General features: G+C 50.8%; 19 protein-coding genes. 10 read left to right on the forward strand and 9 right to left on the reverse strand.

The features are described from left to right. Window positions 1-7 precede the first annotated feature (7 nt). Window positions 8-553, reverse strand: a complete 546-nt coding sequence (locus tag MTCT_RS07575; RefSeq protein WP_010877235.1) for a TATA-box-binding protein — start codon at window positions 551-553, stop codon at window positions 8-10. Window positions 554-773: 220 nt separating this feature from the next. On the opposite strand from MTCT_RS07575, the gene MTCT_RS07580 reads away from it, so the two are divergent. The 6 genes from MTCT_RS07580 to fen all read left to right on the forward strand — a co-directional run bounded on the left by MTCT_RS07580 (window position 774) and on the right by fen (window position 5,969). Then, on the forward strand, window positions 774-1,157 hold the full coding sequence (locus MTCT_RS07580; RefSeq protein WP_048176147.1) for a hypothetical protein: 384 nt from the start codon (window positions 774-776) through the stop codon (window positions 1,155-1,157). A 90-nt stretch (window positions 1,158-1,247) separates the two neighbouring features. Continuing rightward, window positions 1,248-1,781 (forward strand): class IV adenylate cyclase, encoded by a 534-nt coding sequence (cyaB, locus tag MTCT_RS07585; RefSeq protein WP_048176149.1) that lies wholly within the window; start codon window positions 1,248-1,250, stop codon window positions 1,779-1,781. A 190-nt stretch (window positions 1,782-1,971) separates the two neighbouring features. Beyond that, complete coding sequence (locus MTCT_RS07590) at window positions 1,972-3,147, forward strand: homocitrate synthase family protein (protein ID WP_010877238.1); 1,176 nt, start codon at window positions 1,972-1,974, stop codon at window positions 3,145-3,147. A 9-nt stretch (window positions 3,148-3,156) separates the two neighbouring features. Then, entirely contained in the window at window positions 3,157-4,434 is a 1,278-nt protein-coding gene (hacA, locus tag MTCT_RS07595; protein WP_048176151.1) for a homoaconitase large subunit, read from the forward strand. Then, window positions 4,424-4,963: a chorismate pyruvate-lyase family protein gene (locus tag MTCT_RS07600; RefSeq protein ID WP_048176153.1), complete on the forward strand. Its 540-nt coding sequence runs from the start codon at window positions 4,424-4,426 to the stop codon at window positions 4,961-4,963. The genes hacA and MTCT_RS07600 overlap by 11 nt, the downstream gene beginning before the upstream one ends. A 19-nt stretch (window positions 4,964-4,982) precedes the next feature. Further along, on the forward strand, window positions 4,983-5,969 hold the full coding sequence (fen, locus tag MTCT_RS07605; RefSeq protein ID WP_048176154.1) for a flap endonuclease-1: 987 nt from the start codon (window positions 4,983-4,985) through the stop codon (window positions 5,967-5,969). Between the two features lie 12 nt (window positions 5,970-5,981). Here the strand turns inward: fen and MTCT_RS07610 are convergent, their stop codons facing one another. The 6 genes from MTCT_RS07610 to MTCT_RS07635 form a co-directional block, all read right to left on the reverse strand. Next, window positions 5,982-7,910: an IGHMBP2 family helicase gene (locus MTCT_RS07610; RefSeq protein WP_048176155.1), complete on the reverse strand. Its 1,929-nt coding sequence runs from the start codon at window positions 7,908-7,910 to the stop codon at window positions 5,982-5,984. A gap of 150 nt (window positions 7,911-8,060) precedes the next feature. Continuing rightward, window positions 8,061-8,684 carry a DUF2119 domain-containing protein gene (locus MTCT_RS07615; RefSeq protein WP_333473161.1) on the reverse strand — a complete coding sequence of 208 codons (624 nt, stop codon included), beginning with the start codon at window positions 8,682-8,684 and terminating at the stop codon, window positions 8,061-8,063. Window positions 8,685-8,695: 11 nt separating this feature from the next. Beyond that, window positions 8,696-9,949 (reverse strand): adenosylhomocysteinase, encoded by a 1,254-nt coding sequence (gene ahcY, locus MTCT_RS07620; RefSeq protein ID WP_048176158.1) that lies wholly within the window; start codon window positions 9,947-9,949, stop codon window positions 8,696-8,698. Between the two features lie 544 nt (window positions 9,950-10,493). After that, window positions 10,494-12,683, reverse strand: a complete 2,190-nt coding sequence (locus tag MTCT_RS07625; RefSeq protein WP_048061106.1) for a CDC48 family AAA ATPase — start codon at window positions 12,681-12,683, stop codon at window positions 10,494-10,496. A gap of 191 nt (window positions 12,684-12,874) precedes the next feature. Beyond that, on the reverse strand, window positions 12,875-14,203 hold the full coding sequence (locus MTCT_RS07630; RefSeq protein ID WP_048176160.1) for a prephenate dehydrogenase: 1,329 nt from the start codon (window positions 14,201-14,203) through the stop codon (window positions 12,875-12,877). Window positions 14,204-14,215: 12 nt separating this feature from the next. Then, window positions 14,216-14,581 carry a hypothetical protein gene (locus tag MTCT_RS07635; protein ID WP_231855282.1) on the reverse strand — a complete coding sequence of 122 codons (366 nt, stop codon included), beginning with the start codon at window positions 14,579-14,581 and terminating at the stop codon, window positions 14,216-14,218. 101 nt (window positions 14,582-14,682) lie between these two features. On the opposite strand from MTCT_RS07635, the gene MTCT_RS07640 reads away from it, so the two are divergent. From MTCT_RS07640 to MTCT_RS07650, 3 genes are read left to right on the forward strand one after another with little or no spacing between them, the layout of a single operon-like run. After that, window positions 14,683-15,744, forward strand: a complete 1,062-nt coding sequence (locus tag MTCT_RS07640; RefSeq protein WP_048176164.1) for an mRNA surveillance protein pelota — start codon at window positions 14,683-14,685, stop codon at window positions 15,742-15,744. A gap of 17 nt (window positions 15,745-15,761) precedes the next feature. Beyond that, complete coding sequence (locus MTCT_RS07645) at window positions 15,762-16,913, forward strand: radical SAM protein (protein ID WP_048176166.1); 1,152 nt, start codon at window positions 15,762-15,764, stop codon at window positions 16,911-16,913. 6 nt (window positions 16,914-16,919) lie between these two features. After that, window positions 16,920-17,831, forward strand: a complete 912-nt coding sequence (locus MTCT_RS07650) for a hypothetical protein (protein WP_231855283.1) — start codon at window positions 16,920-16,922, stop codon at window positions 17,829-17,831. Between the two features lie 8 nt (window positions 17,832-17,839). Here the strand turns inward: MTCT_RS07650 and MTCT_RS07655 are convergent, their stop codons facing one another. After that, the gene (locus MTCT_RS07655) at window positions 17,840-19,516 is read right to left on the reverse strand and encodes an AarF/ABC1/UbiB kinase family protein (RefSeq protein ID WP_048176168.1); all 1,677 of its coding nucleotides are present in this window, start codon (window positions 19,514-19,516) and stop codon (window positions 17,840-17,842) included. 101 nt (window positions 19,517-19,617) lie between these two features. Here MTCT_RS07655 and MTCT_RS07660 point away from each other — a divergent pair, with 101 nt between their 5' ends. Further along, a complete protein-coding gene (locus tag MTCT_RS07660; RefSeq protein ID WP_048176170.1) occupies window positions 19,618-20,664 on the forward strand; it encodes a glycosyltransferase in 1,047 nt (348 codons plus the stop codon). A 23-nt stretch (window positions 20,665-20,687) separates the two neighbouring features. Here the strand turns inward: MTCT_RS07660 and MTCT_RS07665 are convergent, their stop codons facing one another. Continuing rightward, a complete protein-coding gene (locus MTCT_RS07665) occupies window positions 20,688-21,971 on the reverse strand; it encodes an NAD(P)/FAD-dependent oxidoreductase (protein ID WP_048176172.1) in 1,284 nt (427 codons plus the stop codon). Window positions 21,972-22,079 lie beyond the last annotated feature (108 nt).

Here is a 22,079-nt window from a genome sequence, read left to right on the forward strand (position 1 = left end):
ATCACCATTAAATCAGATCTAACTCGGCAAGCCTTGCCTTAGTCTTTTCAACTCCAAGTTTAGCATCCTCTGCACTCTTGGCTCCTGTACATACAACCTTACCTGAACCGAATAACAGGAGCACCACCTTGGGATCATCCAGTCTGTAAACGAGTCCAGGGAACTGTTCAGGTTCGTACTCTGTATTTTCAAGTCCAAGGGCAACAGCCTCAAGGTTGAGTGGTTTTCCAAGGTTCGCCGAGGCCACAATGTTCTGGATCTTTATTTCAAATTCCTCTGGTATGTCAGGATCCATGGTCCTCATCATGTCAACTGTCAGTTTTATGGCCCTCTTGGAGTCCTCTATTGATTTGGCTCCTGTACATACGAGTTTGCCTGACCCAAAGATCAGTGCAGCCGTCTTCGGCTCCTTTAATTTGTACACAAGCCCCGGAAACTGTTCCCTGTTAAAATCAACATTCTCAAGGGCTTCTGCAACTGTCTGAAGATCAATGGATTTTCCAAGGGTTGCTGAAGCAACAATATTTTCTATTTTGATATCCACATCTGTCAACTAGATACCTCCCGGTGAAGTTAAACCTACATATAAATTTAAATGCACCTATATTAATATTGACGTAAAAAACTAGTTATTATGAATAATAATGCGGTTAATATTCAGTGTTTATCATTCCTCAATTGAAAAATTATTGCGGCCTATCATCAAACTCTTTTCATATTTTAAGCACCATCCTTAAATAATTTAACATACTTAATGAATAGAGGGGGATGAAGTGGTTATTGATCCAAGGTTTTACAAAGAACAGGTTGAGGAACTTGGGATTGAGGGCATTGAAATAGACCCCTCCTCTGAAGAGGAGGCCCTCAAGATTCTGAGGGAGGTTGAAGACGCTATAAGGAATCTGAAGAGGATAAGGTACAACCTCCATATGGACATGAGATTAATAAGGAGGGAGTACCTTGAGAAAATGAGGGACCCTGACGTCAGGGGTGATGTCAAAAGGAGAAGGGCTCTTATGGATGAGAGGGATAATCTCCTGGGCCCCTATGAGGGAGTGGACAGGATAATCAACACGCTCCTTGAACAGCTGGAAGAGGCGAGCATATTCCTGAGGGAATACGCCGGTCTTGAGATCGCCAGCACTGAAGAGTGGTAATGGAGTTTCTGAAACTGTTTTAGAGCATCCAGGTATGTGCACTCTACTTTATGATTATGTCTGTGTTAGAGCACTGAAGGGTGGTAGCATTTGATTGAGGTTGAGGTTAAGGCAAAAATTCATGATAGAGATGAGATGGTTGATCAGATACTCTCAGTTGGAGGCGTTCATGTCTCTGACGAGGAGCAGCATGACCTGTATTTCAACGCCCCCCACAGGGACTTCGCAAGGACAGACGAGGCCCTGAGGATAAGAAGATCCGGTGGGAGGACCTTCATCACCTATAAGGGCCCCAAGATAGATGAAGAGAGCAAGACAAGAAAGGAACTCGAGACGGAGGTCGCTGACCCGGGGACGGCCGCAGAGATACTGGAATCCCTCGGCTTCAGGATGGTGAGGGAGGTTGTAAAGGAACGCAGGATCTACAGTGTGGGGGAGTTCACAGTTTCCATTGACACCGTAATGGGCCTGGGGACCTACCTTGAAATTGAGAGGGATCTACCTGACGGAAGTGACTATGCCGGGGCCCTCCGGGAGATATTTGAGCTCTACAGAAAACTTGGCATCGAGGACGGATTTGAGAGGAGGTCATACCTCGAGCTCCTTGAACTGGGCGAGGAGTAAGGCTGATGGTCCTCAGATATTTCAAATTCACTGATGCGGTCTCTGATCATTATCATACCATAACACGTCATGACCCACCATATTTCAGCCACCGGAATATGGATGCACTCTCAAACCTTTTATACTAATATATCTAATTTTAAATAAATGCCAAGTATTCATTTTAATAAAGCATTAAGGTGGTAATCCCTTGAGATACTTTGTTAGCCCCTTCAATAAAGAAGCTGAATTAAAATTTCCTGACAGAATCACGATTTACGATACAACACTGCGTGACGGGGAGCAGACCCCCGGTGTATGCCTTGGAACAGAAGAAAAACTTGAAATAGCCAGAAAACTTGATGAGCTCGGCATACATCAGATAGAGAGCGGATTTCCGGTTGTATCAGAACAGGAAAGAGTTTCAGTGAAGTCCATTGCAAATGAGGGCCTCAATGCAGAGATACTGGCACTCTGCAGGACAAAGAAGGATGACATCGACGCAGCAATAGACTGTGATGTGGATGGAGTCATAACCTTCATGGCAACATCAGATCTCCACCTGAAACACAAACTCAAACTCACAAGGGAGGAGGCCCTCAACGTCTGCATGAACTCCATAGAGTATGCCAAGGATCACGGGCTTTTCCTGGCATTTTCAGCAGAGGATGCAACAAGGACGGACCTCGACTTCCTCAAGCAGATCTACCGGAAGGCCGAGAACTATGGTGCAGACAGGGTCCACATTGCAGATACCGTGGGCGCCATAAGCCCCCAGGGTATGGACTACCTTGTCAGGGAACTGCGCAGGGACATCAAGGTTGACATAGCACTCCACTGCCACAACGACTTTGGAATGGCCCTATCGAACTCAATAGCAGGGCTACTTGCAGGTGGGACTGCAGTCTCAACCACAGTTAACGGTATAGGTGAAAGGGCGGGCAACACATCCCTTGAGGAGCTGATCATGGCCCTGAGGATAATCTATGAGGTTGACCTCGGATTCAACATAGGCGTCCTCTATGAACTTTCAAGGCTTGTGGAGAAACACACAAGAATGAAGGTACCTGAGAACAAGCCGATAGTCGGCAGGAACGTATTCAGACACGAATCAGGTATACACGTCGACGCGGTCATAGAGGAGCCCCTAACCTATGAGCCATTCCTCCCAGAGATGATAGGCCACCAGCGCAAGATAGTGCTGGGGAAACACTCCGGGTGCCGTGCGGTCAAGGCCAAACTTGAGGAGTACGGCATCGATGTTACGAGGGATGAACTCTGCAGGATAGTGGAGGAGGTAAAGAAAAACAGGGAGAAGGGTAAGTACATCAACGATGAACTCTTCTACAGGATTGTGAAGTCCGTAAGGGGACCTGTAGACTTCTAGGTGGTTAAAATGAACATGACAGAGAAGATCCTCGCAGAGGCAGCAGGACTCAGGGAGGTCACACCCGGCGAGATAATAGAGGCAAGGGTTGACCTCGCCATGACCCATGACGGCACCTCACCCCCCACCATCAGGACCTTCAGGGATATAGCCTCAAGGGGAGGCCCCGCTAGGGTCTGGGACCCCGAGAGGATAGTCATGGTATTTGATCACAACGTACCAGCCAACACAATAGGTGCCGCGGAGTTCCAGAGGGTCACAAGGGAATTCGCCAGGGAACAGGGTATAGTGAACATATTCCAGAACGCAGCAGGTATATGCCACCAGGTTCTGCCTGAGAGGGGATTTGTAAGACCTGGAATGGTCATTGTTGGGGCGGACTCCCACACCTGCACCTATGGAGCCTTCGGAGCCTTCGCAACAGGCATGGGGGCGACTGACATGGCCATGGTCTTTGCAACAGGCAAAACCTGGTTCATGGTACCTGAGGCAATGAGAATCGAGGTTACAGGTGAACCTGAGGGCCACGTGTATGCAAAGGACGTCATACTCCACATTATAGGCGAGATCGGTGTTGATGGTGCAACCTACCGTTCCGTGGAATTCACAGGAGACACCATAGAGAGCATGGATGTCTCCGGGAGGATGACCATCTGCAACATGGCCGTGGAGATGGGTGCAAAGAACGGTATAATGGAGCCCAACCGGCAGACCCTTGACTATGTGAGGTCAAGGACAGGCAGTGAATTCAGGGTTTACAGTTCAGATGAGGACAGCCAGTACCTGGAGGATCACCACTTCGATGTCTCAGACCTTGAACCCCAGGTGGCCTGTCCAGATGATGTTGACAACGTCTACCCTGTCCACAGGGTTGAGGGAACCCACATAGACGAGGCCTTCCTGGGTTCATGCACCAACGGCCGGTACGAGGACCTGAAAATCGCCGCAGAGGTTATAGGCGACAGGAGGGTCCATGAGGATGTGAGGTTCATAGTCTCGCCGGCATCAAGGGAGATCTACCTTAAGGCACTGGAGGATGGTATAATAGAGACCTTCATCAGGGCAGGGGCGATAGTCTGCAACCCTGGCTGCGGCCCGTGCCTGGGGGCCCATATGGGAGTCCTTGCCCCAGGGGAGGTCAGCATAGCAACAACCAACAGAAACTTCAGGGGAAGGATGGGTGACCCTGCATCCAGCGTCTACCTGGCCAACCCGGCAGTCGTTGCAGAATCCGCCATTGAAGGGGTAATAAGCGCCCCTCAACAGGAGGCAGGAAATGGATGTTAATGTCATGGAGGAGATTGAACGTATTGAGAGGCTCATAGGGAAACTCTCAAACACCCAGAAGATACTGCTCTCAACAGACGGCTCGGTAACAAGGATACTTGACGTTCTGCGGGGAACAGTGACCATAAGGACCCTCAAACAGGAATTCATACCCTGCAACCAGGAAATAGCAGATAAGCTCAACATCTCCATGGGAGACCCTGTGAACTACAGGGTTGTTGTCATAGGAAACAGGGAGCCCCTCATACATGCAGTATCATACATCCCCCTCTCAAGGCTCGACGATGGGTTCAGGGAGGATCTCATAAGGGCCGATGTACCCATAGGGAGGATCCTGAAGAAGCATAACATAGAGTCAAGGAGGGAGATAGAGGTCCTTGACATTGAGAACCCGAACCCCCAGCTGAGGGAGATCTTCGGGACAGACTCCCCGATGCTCACAAGGACCTACAATATCATCCATGAAGGTGAGGTTCTCATAAGGATAAAGGAGACCTTCCCCTTCGAATGGTTCAGGGAGGAGTTTTAGAGATTCACCGGGTGTTCATATGGGAGTTAAACTCAGGGATGTTGTATCACCCCGCAGGATACGCCTTGAGGACCTTAGGGGAAGAACAGTTGCAGTCGATGCAGCCAACACACTCTACCAGTTCCTATCAAGCATAAGGCAGAGGGATGGAACACCCCTCATGGATTCCAGGGGTAGAGTAACATCACACCTCAGCGGCATACTCTACAGGACGGCCGCGGTCATGGAGATGGAGATAAGGGTCATATATGTCTTCGATGGAAGGTCCCATCACCTCAAGGGCGAGACCGTGAGCAGGAGGGCTGATATCCGGAAGAAATCTGAGGTTGAGTGGAAGAGGGCCCTTGAGGAGGGGGACATTGACAGGGCGAGAAAATATGCTGTAAGGTCCGCAAGGATGTCCTCAGAAATACTGGAGAGTTCAAAGAGGCTCCTGGAACTTCTGGGAATACCCTATGTACAGGCACCCGGTGAGGGGGAGGCTCAGGCATCATACATGGTTAAGATGGGCGATGCATGGGCCGTGGCATCCCAGGACTATGACTGTCTCCTTTTCGGCGCCCCAAGGGTTGTAAGGAACCTCACCCTCAGCGGAAAACTTGAGGACCCCGAGATCATTGAACTGGAGTCCACCCTCAGGGAACTCTCAATCAGCCACACACAGCTCGTGGATATGGCACTACTCGTCGGGACTGACTTCAATGAGGGTGTAAAGGGGATAGGCGCAAGGAGGGGACTCAAACTCATCAGGGAGAAGGGCGACATTTTCAACGTCATCAGGGACCTTGAAGCTGACATAGGTGGCGACCCCCAGGTCCTCAGGGGGATATTTCTGGAGCCAGAGGTTTCAGAGGACTATGAGATCAGGTGGAGAAAACCTGACGTGGAAGGTGTTATCGAGTTCCTTTGCACTGAACACGGCTTTTCAGAGGACCGTGTGAGGGCGGCGCTTAAAAAATTTGAGGGTGCATCCTCCACCCAGAAGAGCCTGGAGGACTGGTTCTGAAAGCATTAATTTTTATGAAGCACCCCACTTCATGACCTCATCGAGGCCTGGTTCATCAAGGAATCCCCTTTTTCTGCAGAATTCAGTGAGCCGCCTGTAGGAGGGGTGGGCTGAGAGTGTCCGGCTATCCCCTATTATTATGAGCTTGCGTCGGGCACGGGTGAGTGAAACGTTTAGACGCCTTAAATCCTTCAGAAACCCTATACTGCCATTCCTATTGCTTCTGACCATTGAGATTATTATAACATCCTTCTCACGTCCCTGGAATCCGTCAACACTGTTCACCTCGACATCTATCATGGATGAGATGAGGTCCACCTGGTCATCGTAGGGGGTTATTATACCGATCTCCTCAGGTTTAACACCCATCCTCATGAGTGAACGGGAGATTATAACTGCAAGGTCCGCTTCAAGGGGGTTCTGTATTGAGGTTGAACCCTTTAGCCTGCGCTCACAGCCATCCAGTCCTGAAGTGTCAATGAAGAGGACGGGGTCGGGATCTGCGAGTTTCTGGCAGATATCTGAGTCAGGGACATCCTCGATGATATCCCTGATGGATATACCCTCAAGGGATGGATGGGCCCTTATCCTCCCATCATAGAATTCACGGTTGGGGAACTCCATTATGGCCGGGTGCATGCGGTACTGGCACTTCAGCATCCTGGACCTGCCCGGGTGGCGTTCGATAAGTTCTTCAAAGAGTGTCCTCTCAAGTTCGGATGCATCTCTGCTGAGTATTGTGGGTGGAAGCTGCCTGTGATCCCCTGCCAGTATGAATCTTGGTGCCCTTGCAAGGGGTATGAGTATGCTTGGTATTGTGGCCTGGGATGCTTCATCGACGATGGCGACATCGAACCTTAAGCCATCTATGTACTCGAGGGCTGCAGATGAGTTGGTTGAAAGGACAACCTGGCTCTCCCGGAGTATCCTGTCAGCGATTCTCATCTCTGCCTCCTGAAGCTTACTGTGGAGGTCATCTATCCTCTGGTTTGTCTCTATCCAGCGGGCCATTGAGATCATGACGTTGGGTGAGATGCCCCTTGCACCCCTCCTCTTTGTGGCGTTGATGAGTATCTGGGTGTCACTGAGGCCCCTCCTGATCTGTGGGGTGGGTTTCTGGTGCCTCTCACGTTCCTCTATGAGTTCATCGATCTTCTCCTGGTATTCCTGGACTTTCCTGTATTCAGGGTGGTTTTCAATTTTATAGGCAAGGGTCTCCATCAGGTTTTCCCTTGAAACCCTCTGGGGGTGTCCCAGGCGGACGCATTTAACATGACCTGCAATTCCCTCAAGGAGGTTATCAACTGCTGCGTTGCTCTCGGCGGTTACAAGGACCCGGCTGCCCCTCATGACCTCCTGCCTTATTAGCTCATGGAGGGTGCGGGTTTTACCGGTTCCAAAGGGGCCGTGTATGAGAAAAAAATCCTCTGATCCAAGGGCCATCCTGATGGCATCCCTCTGTGATTCGTTGAGTTCCGGGTCCACAGCCTGGAAATCAAGCCCATCAACCCCATCTGAAGGTTTTTCTGTACCACAGAGGAAACCCAGGACCCTGAGAACGTTTCTGGTTGGGGATTTGAGGTTGTCAATCATTCTCTGAAAGGTCACATCATTGGCATAGAGGTCTATCCTCACATTTTTGAGGGCCCATCCAGGAACATGTTCAAGGGCAACAACCAGGAATCTCTTACCCTTCATTGCAACGGTACCTGTCAGGTCGCTCCTGAGGGGGTTTCCCCTACTTATAAGGACGAGGTCACCCACGGATATCTGGGTGTCTATGGGGTCACGTCTTCCGTACTTGACAAGGTGAAATCCCAGCTCCCTCCCGGTTATCTTACCGTTCAATCCATTCACAGCCCTTCCAGCCCTCTCGCGCTGTCGGGGGGAAAGCCTCCTTATCTCATTCATCATGGCGCTTATTTCGGCTTCCCTCTCCATTTCAACAAGTCTTATGAGCCTCTTTATATATGATTTCAGCCTGCTGATTCTCTCACCCTCTCCGGATCTTTATAGACTCTCAGAAGATCATATGCTGAAGGGGTACCATGTCCATTCTGGATTTCAGGGATTTTAGTCCAGGATCCTCTATCAGAATGGCGGGTACTCCCCGAAGAACTCCCGGGCATATCTTCTCGCGGTTTCAACCTGCACAGGATACCTGCCTTCAAGGCGAAGTTCAAGTTCTTCCCTGGTTTCCGAGGATGCAACCGTCCTGAGGAATTCCACATAGACATCAAGACTCCTGTCTGATCCACCATCCAGACATGGCATCTCAACTGTGAGACAGATATCATCACGTTTGAAGAGCTTCTTACGTATATGTGGAGACACCGATCCTATAAGCACACCCTCTTCAAGTTCTATGAGTGGAGGAACACCCTCAGATGACTTCCTTGACGGATCTGTGAGCTTATCATAGTTTTCCCTGCGGTAGCAGTGGGCCTCAAGGTAGGTTGATGGCCGGTACTTCTCTATGAGTCTGAGTATCTCCCTCCCCTGGGGGCTCCTGTAGTAGTCAGGGTTGAGGGTGCTGATGTAGGGAGTGGGGTTGCAGCTGTATATTATCAGCCTGCCATTATCTATGTCATTGAAACCCAGTCTTCTGAGGGCCCTTATGGTGGTGAGACCCTCCCTTCCATGCACACCACCCACAAATAACCTTACAGGGCCATCCCCCTTATCTATCAACCTGAAAAATCCCAATATGGTCACCTGCAGATAGATCAGGTTCCTTCTTCCCAGTTTTCAAGGTAGAGTCTCTGTTTTTCTGTGAGTTCATCGATCTCAATGCCCATGGCATCGAGTTTCATCCGGGCAACCATCAGGTCTATCTCATCGGGTGCCCGGTAGACTCCAGGGTCTGGTTTCTCCTGGAGGAGGTGTCTTGCTGATAGTGCCTGCATTGCAAAGCTCATATCCATTATCTCTGCAGGATGACCCTGGCCACGCTCGGATGCAAGGTTCACAAGCCTGCCCTCAGCCAGAAGGTATATTTTACGTCCATCAGGCATTATGAACACTTCGATGTCCTCCTTAACCTTTCCTGTCTCCCTTGAGAGCTCTTCAAGGGCCTCCCGGTTTATCTCAACGTTGAAGTGGCCGGAGTTCGCCATGACACAGCCATCCTTCATGTTCATGAATTCGGATTCAGAAACCACGTCTGTGTTCCCGGTGGCTGTTATGAGTATATCGGCCTCCTTAACAGCATCTGAAACCTTCATAACCCTGAAACCATCCATACGTGCTTCAAGAGCTCTTATGGGATCCACTTCGGTCACTATTACACTGGCTCCAAGTCCCTCAGCCCTCATGGCTATACCGCGACCGCACCACCCGTATCCGCAGACCACGACGGTCTTCCCGGCTATCAGCATGTTGGTGGTCCCCATTATGGAGTCAAAGGTTGACTGTCCGGTACCGTAGCGGTTGTCAAAGAGGTACTTGGTGTAGGCGTCGTTCACCGCCATCACAGGGAATTTGAGGGCTCCGTCGGCTGCCATTGCCCTCAACCGGTTTATACCAGTGGTTGTCTCTTCACAGGCACCTATTATCCCATCAAGGAGCTCCGGCCTCTCCCGGTGGACAAGGAATATCATGTCTGCACCATCGTCTATGAGGATTTCAGGTTCATGGTCCAGGACGCGGTGTATGTTCTCATAGTATTCCTCGTTTGTCTCCCCACGCCACCCGTAAATGTTGAGTCCCATCTTCGCCCCCGCGGCTGTGGCGTCGTCCTGGGTTGATAGGGGGTTGCATCCGGTCATGGCGACCTCTGCACCGCCTGCCTGGAGTGTGAGACCAAGGTTTATGGTCTTTGGTTCGAGGTGAAGGCATGATCCTATGGTAACTCCTTTGAATGGTTTCTCCTCTGAGAAGTCACTTTTTATCCTTTCAAGTACAGGCATGTGTTCCTGAACCCATCTGATCTTTTTTTCGCCCTGAGGGGCTAGTGAAATATCTTTAACTTTATATGGCATTGCATCACCCGGTTAACATCTTGGAGTTCCTTGTCTGTAGATAATAGGTTGTGGGTCATCACTTAAAAATAGTTAATGGACTTTTCTGGGATGCTAATGTCAGACCATCACAGCACATCCTGTTGACCACCCTCAGAGACCATTAATGTTGGTAAATTTAGGAGAGTTTTAGCTTCATTACCATATTTTGCCATTGTTTTCATGGATTCGGATGTTCAGGACTATTATAAGCATTAGGGCCTCTGGGTTGGTATAGTTATTGGTCGCCGGAGCATGATTCCCATCTGATTATAATGAAATCGAGAAAAATCTAGACAGTGGATACCCATATCATGATTTTGATGATAAGAACCATCTCGTCATCGAGGCAAAGCATCATCCACCCCAATCTGACCAATCCCACTCTATGCACTAACACGTGTAATAACAGTTAACGGGAAAAAATAGAAAAATCCTATAACGTGGAATCCCACTGCTTCTTCTGATTACAGTTCCAGACCAGCCAAATGAGATTTCTACAGAAATAAAAAAATTTATTGAGGAGTTAGTGGTACTGGACCTGCTCCTCTACGCCGCCCTTTGGTTTTACTTTCTCCATGGCCTCAAGGAAGTACTTCATTGAGACCTCCTCGGCGTCCATGTTATCCCTGAGGGTCAGCATGGCGGCTTCTCTGCATACAGCCTCAATGTCTGCACCGACGTATCCCTCAGTTTTCTCTGCAAGTTTTTCAAGATCAACGTCATCTGCAAGGGGCATGTCCTTTGTGTGGACCCTGAATATTGCGAGCCTTGCCTCCTTATCTGGATCCTCAACCTTGACGTGCCTGTCGAATCTTCCAGGCCTGAGGAGTGCGGGGTCGAGGATGTCGGGCCTGTTTGTCGCGGCTATAACCGCCACATCCTGCAGCTCTTCAAGTCCATCGATCTCTGTGAGCAGCTGGTTGACCACCCTCTGGGTTACGCCGGAGTCGGCGGTGCTTCCACTCCTCACTGAGGCTATTGAGTCTATCTCATCGAAGAATATCACTGTGGGAGCTGTCTGACGTGCTTTTCTGAAAACTTCACGCACACCCTTCTCTGATTCACCGACCCACTTTGACAGGAGCTCCGGACCCTTAACCGCTATGAAGTTTGCCTGGCTCTCATTGGCAACGGCCTTTGCCAGGAGTGTTTTACCGGTACCCGGTGATCCGTGCAGGAGAATACCCTTTGGCGGTCTGATTCCGAACTTCTTGAATCTGTCGGGGTACTTGAGGGGCCACTCAACAGCCTCCCTCAGCTCCTGCTTTGCGCCCTCCAGGCCTCCTATGTCGTCCCATGAAACGTTGGGGACCTGTACCAGGACCTCCCTGAGGGCTGATGGCTGTATCTCCTTGAGGGCGTCCTTGAAGTCGGCCCTTGTTACCACCATCTTCTTGAGGACCTCCTTGGGTATCTCCTCATCAGCCTTTATCTCCGGGAGCACCCTCCTCAGGACCCTCATGGCGGATTCCTTACAGAGTGACTCAAGGTCTGCACCCACAAATCCATGGGTTATCTCTGCCAGTTCATCGAGGTCAACGTCATCTGCAAGGGGCATCCCCCTGGTGTGTATCTGGAGTATCTCCTTCCTTTCCTCCCTGTCAGGGACTCCTATCTCGATTTCCCTGTCAAAGCGGCCCGGCCTTCTGAGTGCAGGGTCAAGGGCGTCGGGTCTGTTGGTTGCACCTATGACAACAACCTGGCCCCTGCTCTTGAGGCCGTCCATCAGGGTGAGGAGCTGGGCAACGATCCTCCTTTCAACCTCTCCACTCACGTCTTCCCTTTTGGGTGCTATGGCGTCTATCTCATCGATGAATATGATTGATGGAGCGTTCTCTTCTGCTTCCTCGAAGAATTCCCTGAGCCTCTCCTCGGATCCCCCGACGTATTTGCTCATTATCTCGGGTCCGTTGATGGCTATGAAGTGGGCGTCGCTCTCGTTGGCAACGGCCTTCGCCAGTAGCGTTTTACCCGTCCCCGGTGGTCCGTGCATGAGGACACCCTTTGGTGGTGTTATTCCAAGCCTTTCGAAGAGTTCCGGTCTCTTGAGGGGGATCTCTATCATTTCCCGGACCTTTTTGACCTCCTCCTTGAGGCCCCCGATGTCCTCGTAGGTGACGTCAACGAGGTTCTTGACGCCCTCGAGTTTGCTGACGTCCACGGGTTTTTGCTGCATCTCGACCTGTGTTGAGGGTGTTACACGCACAACACCTGCGGGACTTGTTGATACGACGGCCAGTTTGATCTCTCCGAGGGGTGATATGTCCATGAAGTCCCTGAAGAACTCGTCGAAGAGTCCGCCGCCGGATATATGCTGTCTGATACCTGATACTATTATGTCTCCCTTAACAAGTACCCTGTTGAGGAATGCTGATCTTATGTCCCCCCTTATTATGACCTCCTGGTCCACTGGGGCCAGAACGACCTTCTGGGCGTCCTTAACGTCGGCCCTTCTGACTGTCACCTCTTCGCCTATGGATGCGCCGGCGTTTTTACGGAGGTATCCATCTATCCTTATTATTCCGAGTCCTATGTCGGACTGTGATGATACTACAGTTGCAGCTGTCAGTTTTTTGCCCTCTATTTCAATTATGTCTCCATCTGAAAGACCCAGTTTTTCCATGCATGCAGGGTCCACACGGGCTATTCCCCTCCCGACGTCCTGCTGGGCCAGGGCCTCTGCAACCTTTAATTTTATCTCTTTTTTTGTCATACAACCCACCTCTTTATGATTATTATTATGATTTCGGTTGATATTTAATTTAACGGAATATTTTAGTAAATTTAGGTTACTATAATACATGTACGGGTAATCATATATAAATGTTTCGGTAAAGTTTATATACTATTAGATGGATTTTGTGCGATGTGGTATTAAACAGAGTTACACAGAAAGGGTCAGGATCACCTTATTGAGGCACCGATACCCCTCAGAACACCCAGAATCTCCTCATAACACTCCCTGTCAAACACCCTCACTCTGAGGGTTAAGCTGAAATGATCAGGGGGTATCTGGGGCCCACGGTAAAGGTCAACAATTTTCACATCAACCACACACTCAAGCAGACCAATCAGGTGTGCTATGACCTCTGGATCCACGGAATCAGAAAAAACAGCAGATACATCATAGACCCTCAGATCAAGGTTTTCAACCTTCCAGCGGCGGAGTTCCTCCTCTGACAGCACCCTGATATTGGAGATCTTGAACTTCATGACCCTCTTACCGGACCTCAGCATGGCATAGTCAGGTGTAACAGACTCAAGTACACCAACATGCACCCTGCCTGAATAGATGTGCTTGATGCCAATCTCCTGACCAACAGAGTTCCTCAGCACAATCAGTTCCTGATTAAGTGCCTCTATGGCCTTATCTGATCTTCCAAGTGATGCCTCCACATCATCTATGTTCTTGGCTGCAAGGCCCATCCCTGCCACAAAGTCATCCATCCGCCCATCCCTCAGCATCTCGTTTAGCCTGGTAGCAGTTCTCAGGAAACAATCACGCATCTCCTGCCCGTAGGTGTTGTGGGTCTGGATCGAATAGGCAAGGTAGGGGTTCTGGGCCACTATCCTGGCTATCGTATCTATCATAAGGTTGTAGATTGGGCTTGCAAACTTACGGGACTCCCTTATGTCAACACCCTCAGCCTCCAGTGTGGCTGCTATGCTTATGTAGGCGAAGTGTGTGAGGACCTGAACAACACTCATCATACGGTCATGGGTGGATGGGTCGGTGACTATCACACGGGCCTTTCTCTCCTCAAGGAACCGGATCACATCATCAAGCCAGGGGTTATCCCCGGAGGGTGTTAGGACGACGACCTGCCCCTCAAGGGATGATACACGGGGTCCAAACATTGGATGGGCCGGGATGTAGTGGGCGCCCCTGGCTATGAACCTCTCCATGACCCTGGCCGGCTCCTCCTTGACTGAGGTCACATCCATGAGGAGTCCACCCTCCCTTACATGGGGCGCAACCTCCCTGAGGACATCCGAGGTCACCTCTATCGGGACGGATACAACCACAACATCGGCCAGTGAGGCAGCCCTCACATTGTCACGGCAGTACTCCGCACCTATCCTTCCGGCGGCTGATCTGCCAGTATCAGGGTCCCTCCCGGTGATTATGACCCTGAGGCCCTCCTTCCTCAGGAACCTGGCTATCCAGTATCCAAGTCCACGGGTACCCCCTATGATGCTGATAATCATCTTACCTACCGTTTCATTATCCATGACATCAAGTACTCACAGCCTATCCACATCATTTCTGAAGGCCTTAACAGCTATGTAACCTCCGATACTTCCAAGGAGGAGGCTGATGGCACATACAATCAAGAATCCCACTGACAGACTGAACACATCAGGTCCAACAAGTCCAGCGATTCTTCCAGGCATCTCTGGCCCGAATATCATCCCGGAGGCAAAGCTGAGAACAGCAAGTAGGAGGGATGCGGTACCCCCCTCCCCTGCGCTTCTCCTATCTGGCCTTGTGAGGTAGGTTGCCAGAAAGCCGGTGAAGGTGTAAACAAACAGTCCATCGATGAAGAAGAGCATCACAAACCCGGCGATTATACTGAGGAAGATTGCAGTTCCAGATCCATAGTCACCCATCACATTACACTCCGAAGCCTTCCATGAGAATACTCCTAGTTTTATAATAGCATTCTTATATATTATCATTAACTCCGCCAATGATTTTTCAGGGTGAATCCATGAGGATAGTTGAAGAGGATGAGAAGAACGGTGTCATTGAACTCGTACCCGAAACCCTTGATGATCTCTGGCACCTCTCACACATAATAGAGGAGGGAGACCTCCTATCAGCCAGGACCACGAGGAGGATACAGGATACCAGTGGAGAGAAGATAAGAAGTGACAGGGGAGTTAAAAAGACATTTTACCTTGGGATAAGGGTGGAAACTGTCAGCTTCCACATCTACACCGGTAGACTGAGGGCCACCGGCGTTATAGAGAGAGGCCCTGAGGACCTTGTACCCATGGGCTCCCACCACACCCTTGAGGTAAAACTCAACACACCCCTGAGGATCCAGAAGGAGCACTGGAGCAGATGGACACTTAAGAGGCTCAGGATGGCTGTAAGGGCATCAAAGAATCTGAAGGCAATCATACTTGTAATGGAGGATGATGTCGCTGAACTGGGCCTCATAAGACAGTACGGGGTGGAGTACAGGGGCCCCATAACAGGCCACATTCCTGGTAAGAGAATACAGCAGAGGGACCGGGGTAAACTGAGGCGGGAATTCTATGAGAGCATCGTGGAGTCACTCCAGAAGCATGGAGACCTTGAGACAATCATAATAGCGGGACCAGGCTTTTACAAGTCAGATTTCTATGACTACCTCATGGAGAGGTATCCTGAAATCGCAAAGAAGGCGGTACTTGAGAACACCGGAACCGGGGGGCGCGCAGGCATATCCGAGGTTCTTAGGAAGGGGACGGTTGAAAGGGTATCATCAGAGAAGAGGATAGCCTCTGAGATAAGGAACGTTAACGAGTTCCTTGAGAAGCTGGCCAGGGACCCTGACTCCGTTGTCTATGGTAAGGTTGAGGTTATGGATGCCATTAACATGGGGGCCGTTGAGAAGCTCCTGGTACTGGACAGGGTTGTTAGCAGGGAGGACATTGAGGGCTACCTCGACATGGTTGAGAGCATGGGCGGTTCCGTGGTACTCATAAGCAGTGAACACGAGGGCGGAAAGCAGCTGGAATCACTGGGAGGCCTGGCAGGGATTCTAAGATTCAAGATCCAGTGACTTCATGGGGATTCAGAATGTTCAGGAGACTTGAGGATCGATGCAGGGGATGTGGAAACTGCCGCGAACTGAAATGCAGTGAAAACTGCACTGGCTGCAGGGCATGCCTCCTTGTATGTCCTGAGGACGCGATCCTGCCAGGGGAGCCTGAACCTAAAGAATATACGGTAGCAGTGAATGGGAGGGAGGTCAGATCAGGAGGCACAGTTGGAGATGCCCTGGAGGGGGCGGGCCTTAGAAGGACTATGATTCCGGCTGAGGGGGATGTATTCTCACCCTGCGGGTCCGGGGCCTGCCTTGCCTGCAGTGTATCCATTGATGGCTGCATCGCACCATCCTGTGTAACACCCCTCTCTGAGGGCATGGTCATAGAGACGGCACCGGAACCTCCACTCAGGTATGTGAGCAGCTTTGGTCCCCACACAGCCGGTGGAGTTGGAACTCCATTTTCTGAGAAGACAGGGGCTCCCGTTGAGGTGGTGTGCTTCACCCATGGCTGCAACCTGAGATGTCCCCAGTGTCAGAACAGTCAGGTTGCATTCACATCAGAGGGAAACCTGCTTGACCCCCATGAAACAGCAGGGATCCTCATGGGCCTTGAATCCATCTACAGGACCGGCACTGTCACCATATCTGGCGGTGAATGCACCCTCAACAGGACATGGCTCTCCACAACCATCAGGGCAATCAGAGAACTTAAAGGGGATGTTAACGTCCATGTTGACACCAACGGAACCATTCTTACCCCTGAATATCTGGATGAACTCCTGGATTCAGGAATGAACCGTATAGGGATTGACCTCAAGGGCCTCAGGCCTGAGACCTTCATGGAGATATCAGGACTGCATGATGAGAAAACCGCCAGGGTTTACCTTGATAATTCATGGAATGCATTCAGGTACCTTTCAGAGAACCACCGGGACATCTTCATGGGTCTGGGGGTGCCCTACAGCAGGTCACTCATATCCATAGATGAGCTCTCAGCCATGGCCTCAAGGATATCATCCATAAACAGGGACGTTCAGGTAACCGTCCTGGATTACAGACCCGAATTCAGGCGCAGGGATATTGAGAGACCATCTGAGGATGAGATGATGAGGGTGAAGGATGTGATGATTGATGAGGGCCTAAGGAACGTTGTGGTCCAGACATCAGCGGGTTTCAGGTGATCTGGAATGGATGCGCTATTCATAATGCATGCTTCACAGGATCCCGGGTCCATAATGGCGGCTGCATTCACTGTAGCTGCACTGACACCTCTCATGGCGGCTCTCATATCACGTATGAGGGATTCGAACCTCTACACTGATGTGAGGGGAGGAACACCACGGGGCACGGGTCTGGTGCCCTGGATTGTACTCTCTGTCTTCATGCCAGAGCCCCTGAGGTCACCTGTTGTCATCATGGGCCTCCTGGCCTTCATCGATGACCTCTCAGGAAGGAGAAGGATCCGTGACCTTCCAGTTGAGTGGGGTCAGCTCTCAAGGGGCCTTGGTATCATAGCGGTCACCATCCTCACATACCCCATCATGGGACCGGCCGCCCTCCTGGTGGCCCTCATGATACAGCCCCTTAACATTGCAGATATGCAGCCTGGTGTTGCATGCAGCCTGACAGTAATCATGTCCCTCCTGGCAGCAGCCATCGCATTCGCGGCTGGTTCAGACATCTACCTACCCCTCCTGGTACTGGCTGTATGCGCTGCCTACTCCCCCCTGGATTACCTGGGAAGGATAATGATGGGTGAGGTCGGAAACCACAGCTTTGCAGTGGCCCTGGGACTTGCATTCTACGTCGCCGGAGGCCCATGGTCAGTTCTCATGCTCTTTCTCACAGCCCCCCTCGTCACAGCCATCCTCAGGAGGGGGAACCTCACAGGGTTCCTTGAGGAGAAAATCGGAATTGAAAACCCAACCTTCGGCGACCTCTACATGGATGTAATGACTGGCGGAGGCCTGGGGGATCTTCTGAGGAGAATTTTACTTGGAAGAAGAAGTTTCAGGGTTGATAACCCGGTTTTAATCGCAGTGGGTGTGAGGAGGCTTCTCTTCAATCCGTATGCATCTCATGGATCAGAAAATCGGTGATTTAACCATCAGCTAAGTCGCCTTGACTTTATTATGGATACTATAAGTGCGAGGGCTATCAGAAAACTCACAGCAAAACCGAATATCCCGAGGAAGGGGAACCTCTCGAGTATGAGGGCCTCCCGGGGGATCGTGACCAGCGATGAACCTATTATGAGTGCCGATACGAGCATGGCAAGTGATATCCTGTTGGTTGACCGTTCAATCCGCACCGATATCTCGTCAAGGTTTCGGTGTTCCAGTTCCATCTTCAATTTACCCTCCTCCAGCTTCTGGAGGGCGCTTATCAGGCCACGGGGGAGATCATTCATTATGTGCTCCAGTTCAATGATGGCCGCCGGCACCTCATCAAGGTTCCTCAGGGGGTTGAGCCGGTTTCTTATCAGTTTATGGGTCATCTCCCATGCAACCTCAAGGCCATTGAACCTTGGATCAAGCCTCTCACCCAGGTCCTCCGCCATGCTCATGACCCTTGCAAGCAGCACGAAGTCACGGGGTATCCTTATTCTGTGCCTCCTTATCATACCAGGCATTGTGAACTCTGTGAGTATCTCCCCCACCTTCCTGACATCGGCACCATAGTAGCGGTCAAGGAGGTCTATTATGTCATACTTGACCTCCTCAAGGTCTGTCTCCTCTGTCAGGATGTTCATGTACCTCAGCTGGTTAACTATACCGTTAACATCATAGTTCATAAGGAGTATGAAAAGCTCTGCCAGTCTGTCCCTGAATGAACGATCAAGATGTCCCATCATCCCGAAATCGAGGAAACAGAGGACATTTCCCTTCTGGACGAGAATATTGCCGGGGTGGGGGTCCGCATGGAAGAACCCGTGTATGAATATCTGTTTAAAGTAACACCTGGCACCCCTCTCGGCTATCACCCGTGCATTGAATTTTATATCTGACTTTAAAATGTCTGTGAGCTTAACACCGTCCACATACTCCATGGTGAGTACCTTGCCTGTTGAGTACTCCCTGTAAACGTAGGGCGCGTAAACGGTCTCATCATCCATGAACATTGCACGGAATCTCTCCACATTGTTGGCTTCCTGGTGGTAGTCCAGTTCCTTTCTGATGGCCCTTTCGAATTCAGCCACTATCCCTGGCAGGTTGTAGTACCTCAAACCGGGGACCCTGTCATTGGCAAGCTTTGCAAGGTACTTCATCAGCATTATGTCGCTCTTCACGGTGTCGGCTATGCCCGGGCGCTGGACCTTCACAGCAACAGCATCACCATTCCTTAGACGGGCCCTGTGGACCTGTCCTATTGATGCCGATGCAACCGGTTCCTCCTGAAATTCAGCGAAAACTTCCTCCATGGGAACTCCGAGTTCAGATTCCAGGACCCTCTTCACATCCTCAAAGGGGAACGGTGGAGCCTCGTCCTGAAGCTTGGCCAGCTCCTCAGCCACCTCCCTACCCACAAGGTCTGCCCTTGTGCTCAGGACCTGCCCCAGTTTTATGAAGGTTGTTCCAAGTTCCTCAAGAACCAGCCTGAGACGTACATGGGCGGGTTCATGTACCTCCTCAGGGCTCTTTATATATAGTTTAAGGGTCTCGAAGAGCCTGTTTTTAAGGCCAACCGCCTCAAGGATATTCCCGAAGTGGTACTTGGTCATGACCCTTATGATCTCCCTGAGGCGACCCATGTCCGGCCTGTTATTATAGGGGCCTATGTTCATATTAATCACTTATTTAATGTATAATATTTAAATCTACTTTAAGACGATGTTTTTGCACTGAAATTTTTTCACAGATCATGTTTATGGAGCTGGTGATGATAATGAAGGCGCTTTTCACGGTAACAGGTCGCGGAATGGGAGGAGACGCCATAACAGCCCTTAATATAGCAGGCGCACTTGAAAGGAGAGGATTTGAATGCGAATTCGCACTTGACCACAGCGCACCGGGGATACTCTTCAGGAAGAGGGGCATTGAATGGCACCGCGTGAGGATACCCCAGGCAGGTGGCCATGCAGCAAGCAAAACTAAACTCCTCTCTGCAGCACTCAGGACCACCAGGGCAATCTATGAGACCTGGAGGCTCATAAGACGCATCAGGCCAGACGTGGTTGTAGGTGTAATAGGGGGAGGAGCCGTTGTGGGGTGCCTGGCAGCAAAGATTGCAGGCGTCCCTGCAGTCGGGATCCTGATAACACCCACCGATGCAAAGGTCTGCACAAGGCTTAACAGGAACGTGGCCCTGCCCGAGTCAAACCTCTTCGGCAGGGACATTGAGGGTGTTGAAAGTGTATACTCACCAATAAGTCATGATATAACCCTTGGCGACCCCGAAATTGCCTGCAGGAGGATGCCCCCACAGTTTGACCCTGACAGACCGACCATAGTCCTTTCATCGGGATCATCCCTCTTTAAGGCGATGGCTGAGGCCGCAGCGAGGCTGGCAGATTCAGGCATGGAGGCGAACATTACGGTGCTGGGCCACCCCCTGAGGGAAGAGTATCTCAAGATAATCGACCATGAGGGAATAATAAACCTGGGCTACATTGACTGGGTGAAGGACCTCTACAGCATCGCTGACCTTGCTGTACTCTCGGATGATGGTGTGATGGTCCATGAGGCCATCGCACTGGGGGTCCCTGTTGTGGCACTGAGGGGTGTCAAGTATGGAAGGTACCACAATATGGGGGCTGTATTCAGGGGCGCGGTCCTTGAGGCTGACCCTGAGGATATCGTGGAGGCTGTTTCAGCAGCACTTGAGAGGTCAGATGAGCTCCGGAGGGCTGCCAGAAAGTACAGTGGGGACGTGATGGGGGCTGCAGATAGAATTGCGGAGATCATAGAGGAGGAGGCATGCCGCAGACAGTAACCTTCAGGGTGCCATTGACTGCTTCAGTACCTTGAAAGGAACCTCATGAGCTTATATATGGAATCCGTGGAGGGGTGGGTCTCAACGAAGCCCTCAAACTCATACATGGACACACCGAGCCTCATCAGGAGGGAGAGGTAGGGCATGATGAGCCTTGCACCGGGCGCAACCGAGTATATGCCTGAAGGGCTGCCATCATCAAGGAGTCTGACCTTGCTGATCCCTGTTTTACCATCATTAACACCCCAGAATGACCCCGGTCCTGCAAGGCCGGGTATGACGGCTTCTCTCCCATCCTCACCAGGAATATCCACGAATCCGACATCGTATCTGAGGGAGATTGAGTAGGGGAGGTAACGGTAATCAACCCGCCTCTCAATACCTGCGGCGTTGAGCCCCGCCACCACACCCTCCATCCTTGCAACGGGTGTTGTTCCATGGCCCCCTGTAACATCACCGGCGGCATATACATTCTCACGTGAGGTCTCCATACGGTCATTCACCTTAACTCCTCCACGGGGTCCCAGTTCAAGGAAACCCTTCAGGAAATCCGAATTTGGTCTGAGGCCCGTTGCAAGCATTGGGAGGCCCTCTATGTAGCCTCCAGAAGTCTGAACACCGGATCCATCTATTTCTGTGGTTGATGTATCCTCCAGTATTCTGACATCGCTGAGGACCTTTTCTGAAACATAGTCCCTTATCAGGGGGTCCAGTTTACTGAGAAAACCGCTTCTTGATACTACCGTGACCTCTGATCCGAAGGAAGAGAATATGCCTGCAAATTCAGCTGCTATAACCCCACCACCGATTATAACGAGCTTATCAGGGATTCCGTCGAGGTCGAGGATGTCCCGGTATGTTATGGCTTTGCTGGCGCCTTCAATGGGGGGTATGAGGGGAGATGCTCCGGTTGCGATTATGAGTCTGTCATAGTCCAGCTCCTCCCCCTCAACGAGGAGCCTATCATCCTCAAACTCCGCCACCCCGTAAAGTATTTCAATACCGGCATCCAGGGTCTCCCTCTCGGTGACATGCCTTATACGTTCAAGGGTCCTCTTCACACCCCCTGCTATGCGGCGGTAGTCTGCTGAGCATTCAACATCCAGCACCCCAAGATCACTGAGTTGCCGGGCCTCCTCAAGGAACCTTGCAACGTCATTGAGGCCACATACAACCATACAGCCCTCGTTCAGGCATGTCCCACCAATCAGTTTCTTTTCAACAAGCATTACGTCCATGTCGAGGGCTGCGAGCTCCATTGCAGCGGCCCTTCCAGCTGGCCCTCCCCCTATCACAACACATCGCATATCAGACACCATGGTATTAATTCAATGGCATTGTTTCCCACAAATCTTTATATGTGACGGATCTTTATCTAAACATTAGTGTATTCTGACTTTAATCCTATTAATTTG

Origin of the sequence: Methanothermobacter sp. CaT2, assembly GCF_000828575.1 — an archaeon.
In the GTDB taxonomy this organism is placed as follows: domain Archaea; phylum Methanobacteriota; class Methanobacteria; order Methanobacteriales; family Methanothermobacteraceae; genus Methanothermobacter.

Bases quoted from the DNA above. Each gene is read 5' to 3' on its own strand.
- MTCT_RS07645 (WP_048176166.1), top strand. From the start codon at position 15,762: ATGTTCAGGAGACTTGAGGATCGATGCAGGGGATGTGGAAACTGCCGC.
- MTCT_RS07665 (WP_048176172.1), bottom strand. From the start codon at position 21,971: ATGCGATGTGTTGTGATAGGGGGAGGGCCAGCTGGAAGGGCCGCTGCA.
- MTCT_RS07610 (WP_048176155.1), bottom strand. From the start codon at position 7,910: ATGGAGAGGGAAGCCGAAATAAGCGCCATGATGAATGAGATAAGGAGG.
- fen (WP_048176154.1), top strand. From the start codon at position 4,983: ATGGGAGTTAAACTCAGGGATGTTGTATCACCCCGCAGGATACGCCTT.
- MTCT_RS07635 (WP_231855282.1), bottom strand. From the start codon at position 14,581: ATGGGTGACTATGGATCTGGAACTGCAATCTTCCTCAGTATAATCGCC.
- MTCT_RS07600 (WP_048176153.1), top strand. From the start codon at position 4,424: ATGGATGTTAATGTCATGGAGGAGATTGAACGTATTGAGAGGCTCATA.
- MTCT_RS07625 (WP_048061106.1), bottom strand. From the start codon at position 12,683: ATGACAAAAAAAGAGATAAAATTAAAGGTTGCAGAGGCCCTGGCCCAG.
- hacA (WP_048176151.1), top strand. From the start codon at position 3,157: ATGAACATGACAGAGAAGATCCTCGCAGAGGCAGCAGGACTCAGGGAG.
- MTCT_RS07655 (WP_048176168.1), bottom strand. From the start codon at position 19,516: ATGAACATAGGCCCCTATAATAACAGGCCGGACATGGGTCGCCTCAGG.
- MTCT_RS07630 (WP_048176160.1), bottom strand. From the start codon at position 14,203: ATGGATAATGAAACGGTAGGTAAGATGATTATCAGCATCATAGGGGGT.
- ahcY (WP_048176158.1), bottom strand. From the start codon at position 9,949: ATGCCATATAAAGTTAAAGATATTTCACTAGCCCCTCAGGGCGAAAAA.
- MTCT_RS07660 (WP_048176170.1), top strand. From the start codon at position 19,618: ATGAAGGCGCTTTTCACGGTAACAGGTCGCGGAATGGGAGGAGACGCC.
- MTCT_RS07640 (WP_048176164.1), top strand. From the start codon at position 14,683: ATGAGGATAGTTGAAGAGGATGAGAAGAACGGTGTCATTGAACTCGTA.
- MTCT_RS07650 (WP_231855283.1), top strand. From the start codon at position 16,920: ATGGATGCGCTATTCATAATGCATGCTTCACAGGATCCCGGGTCCATA.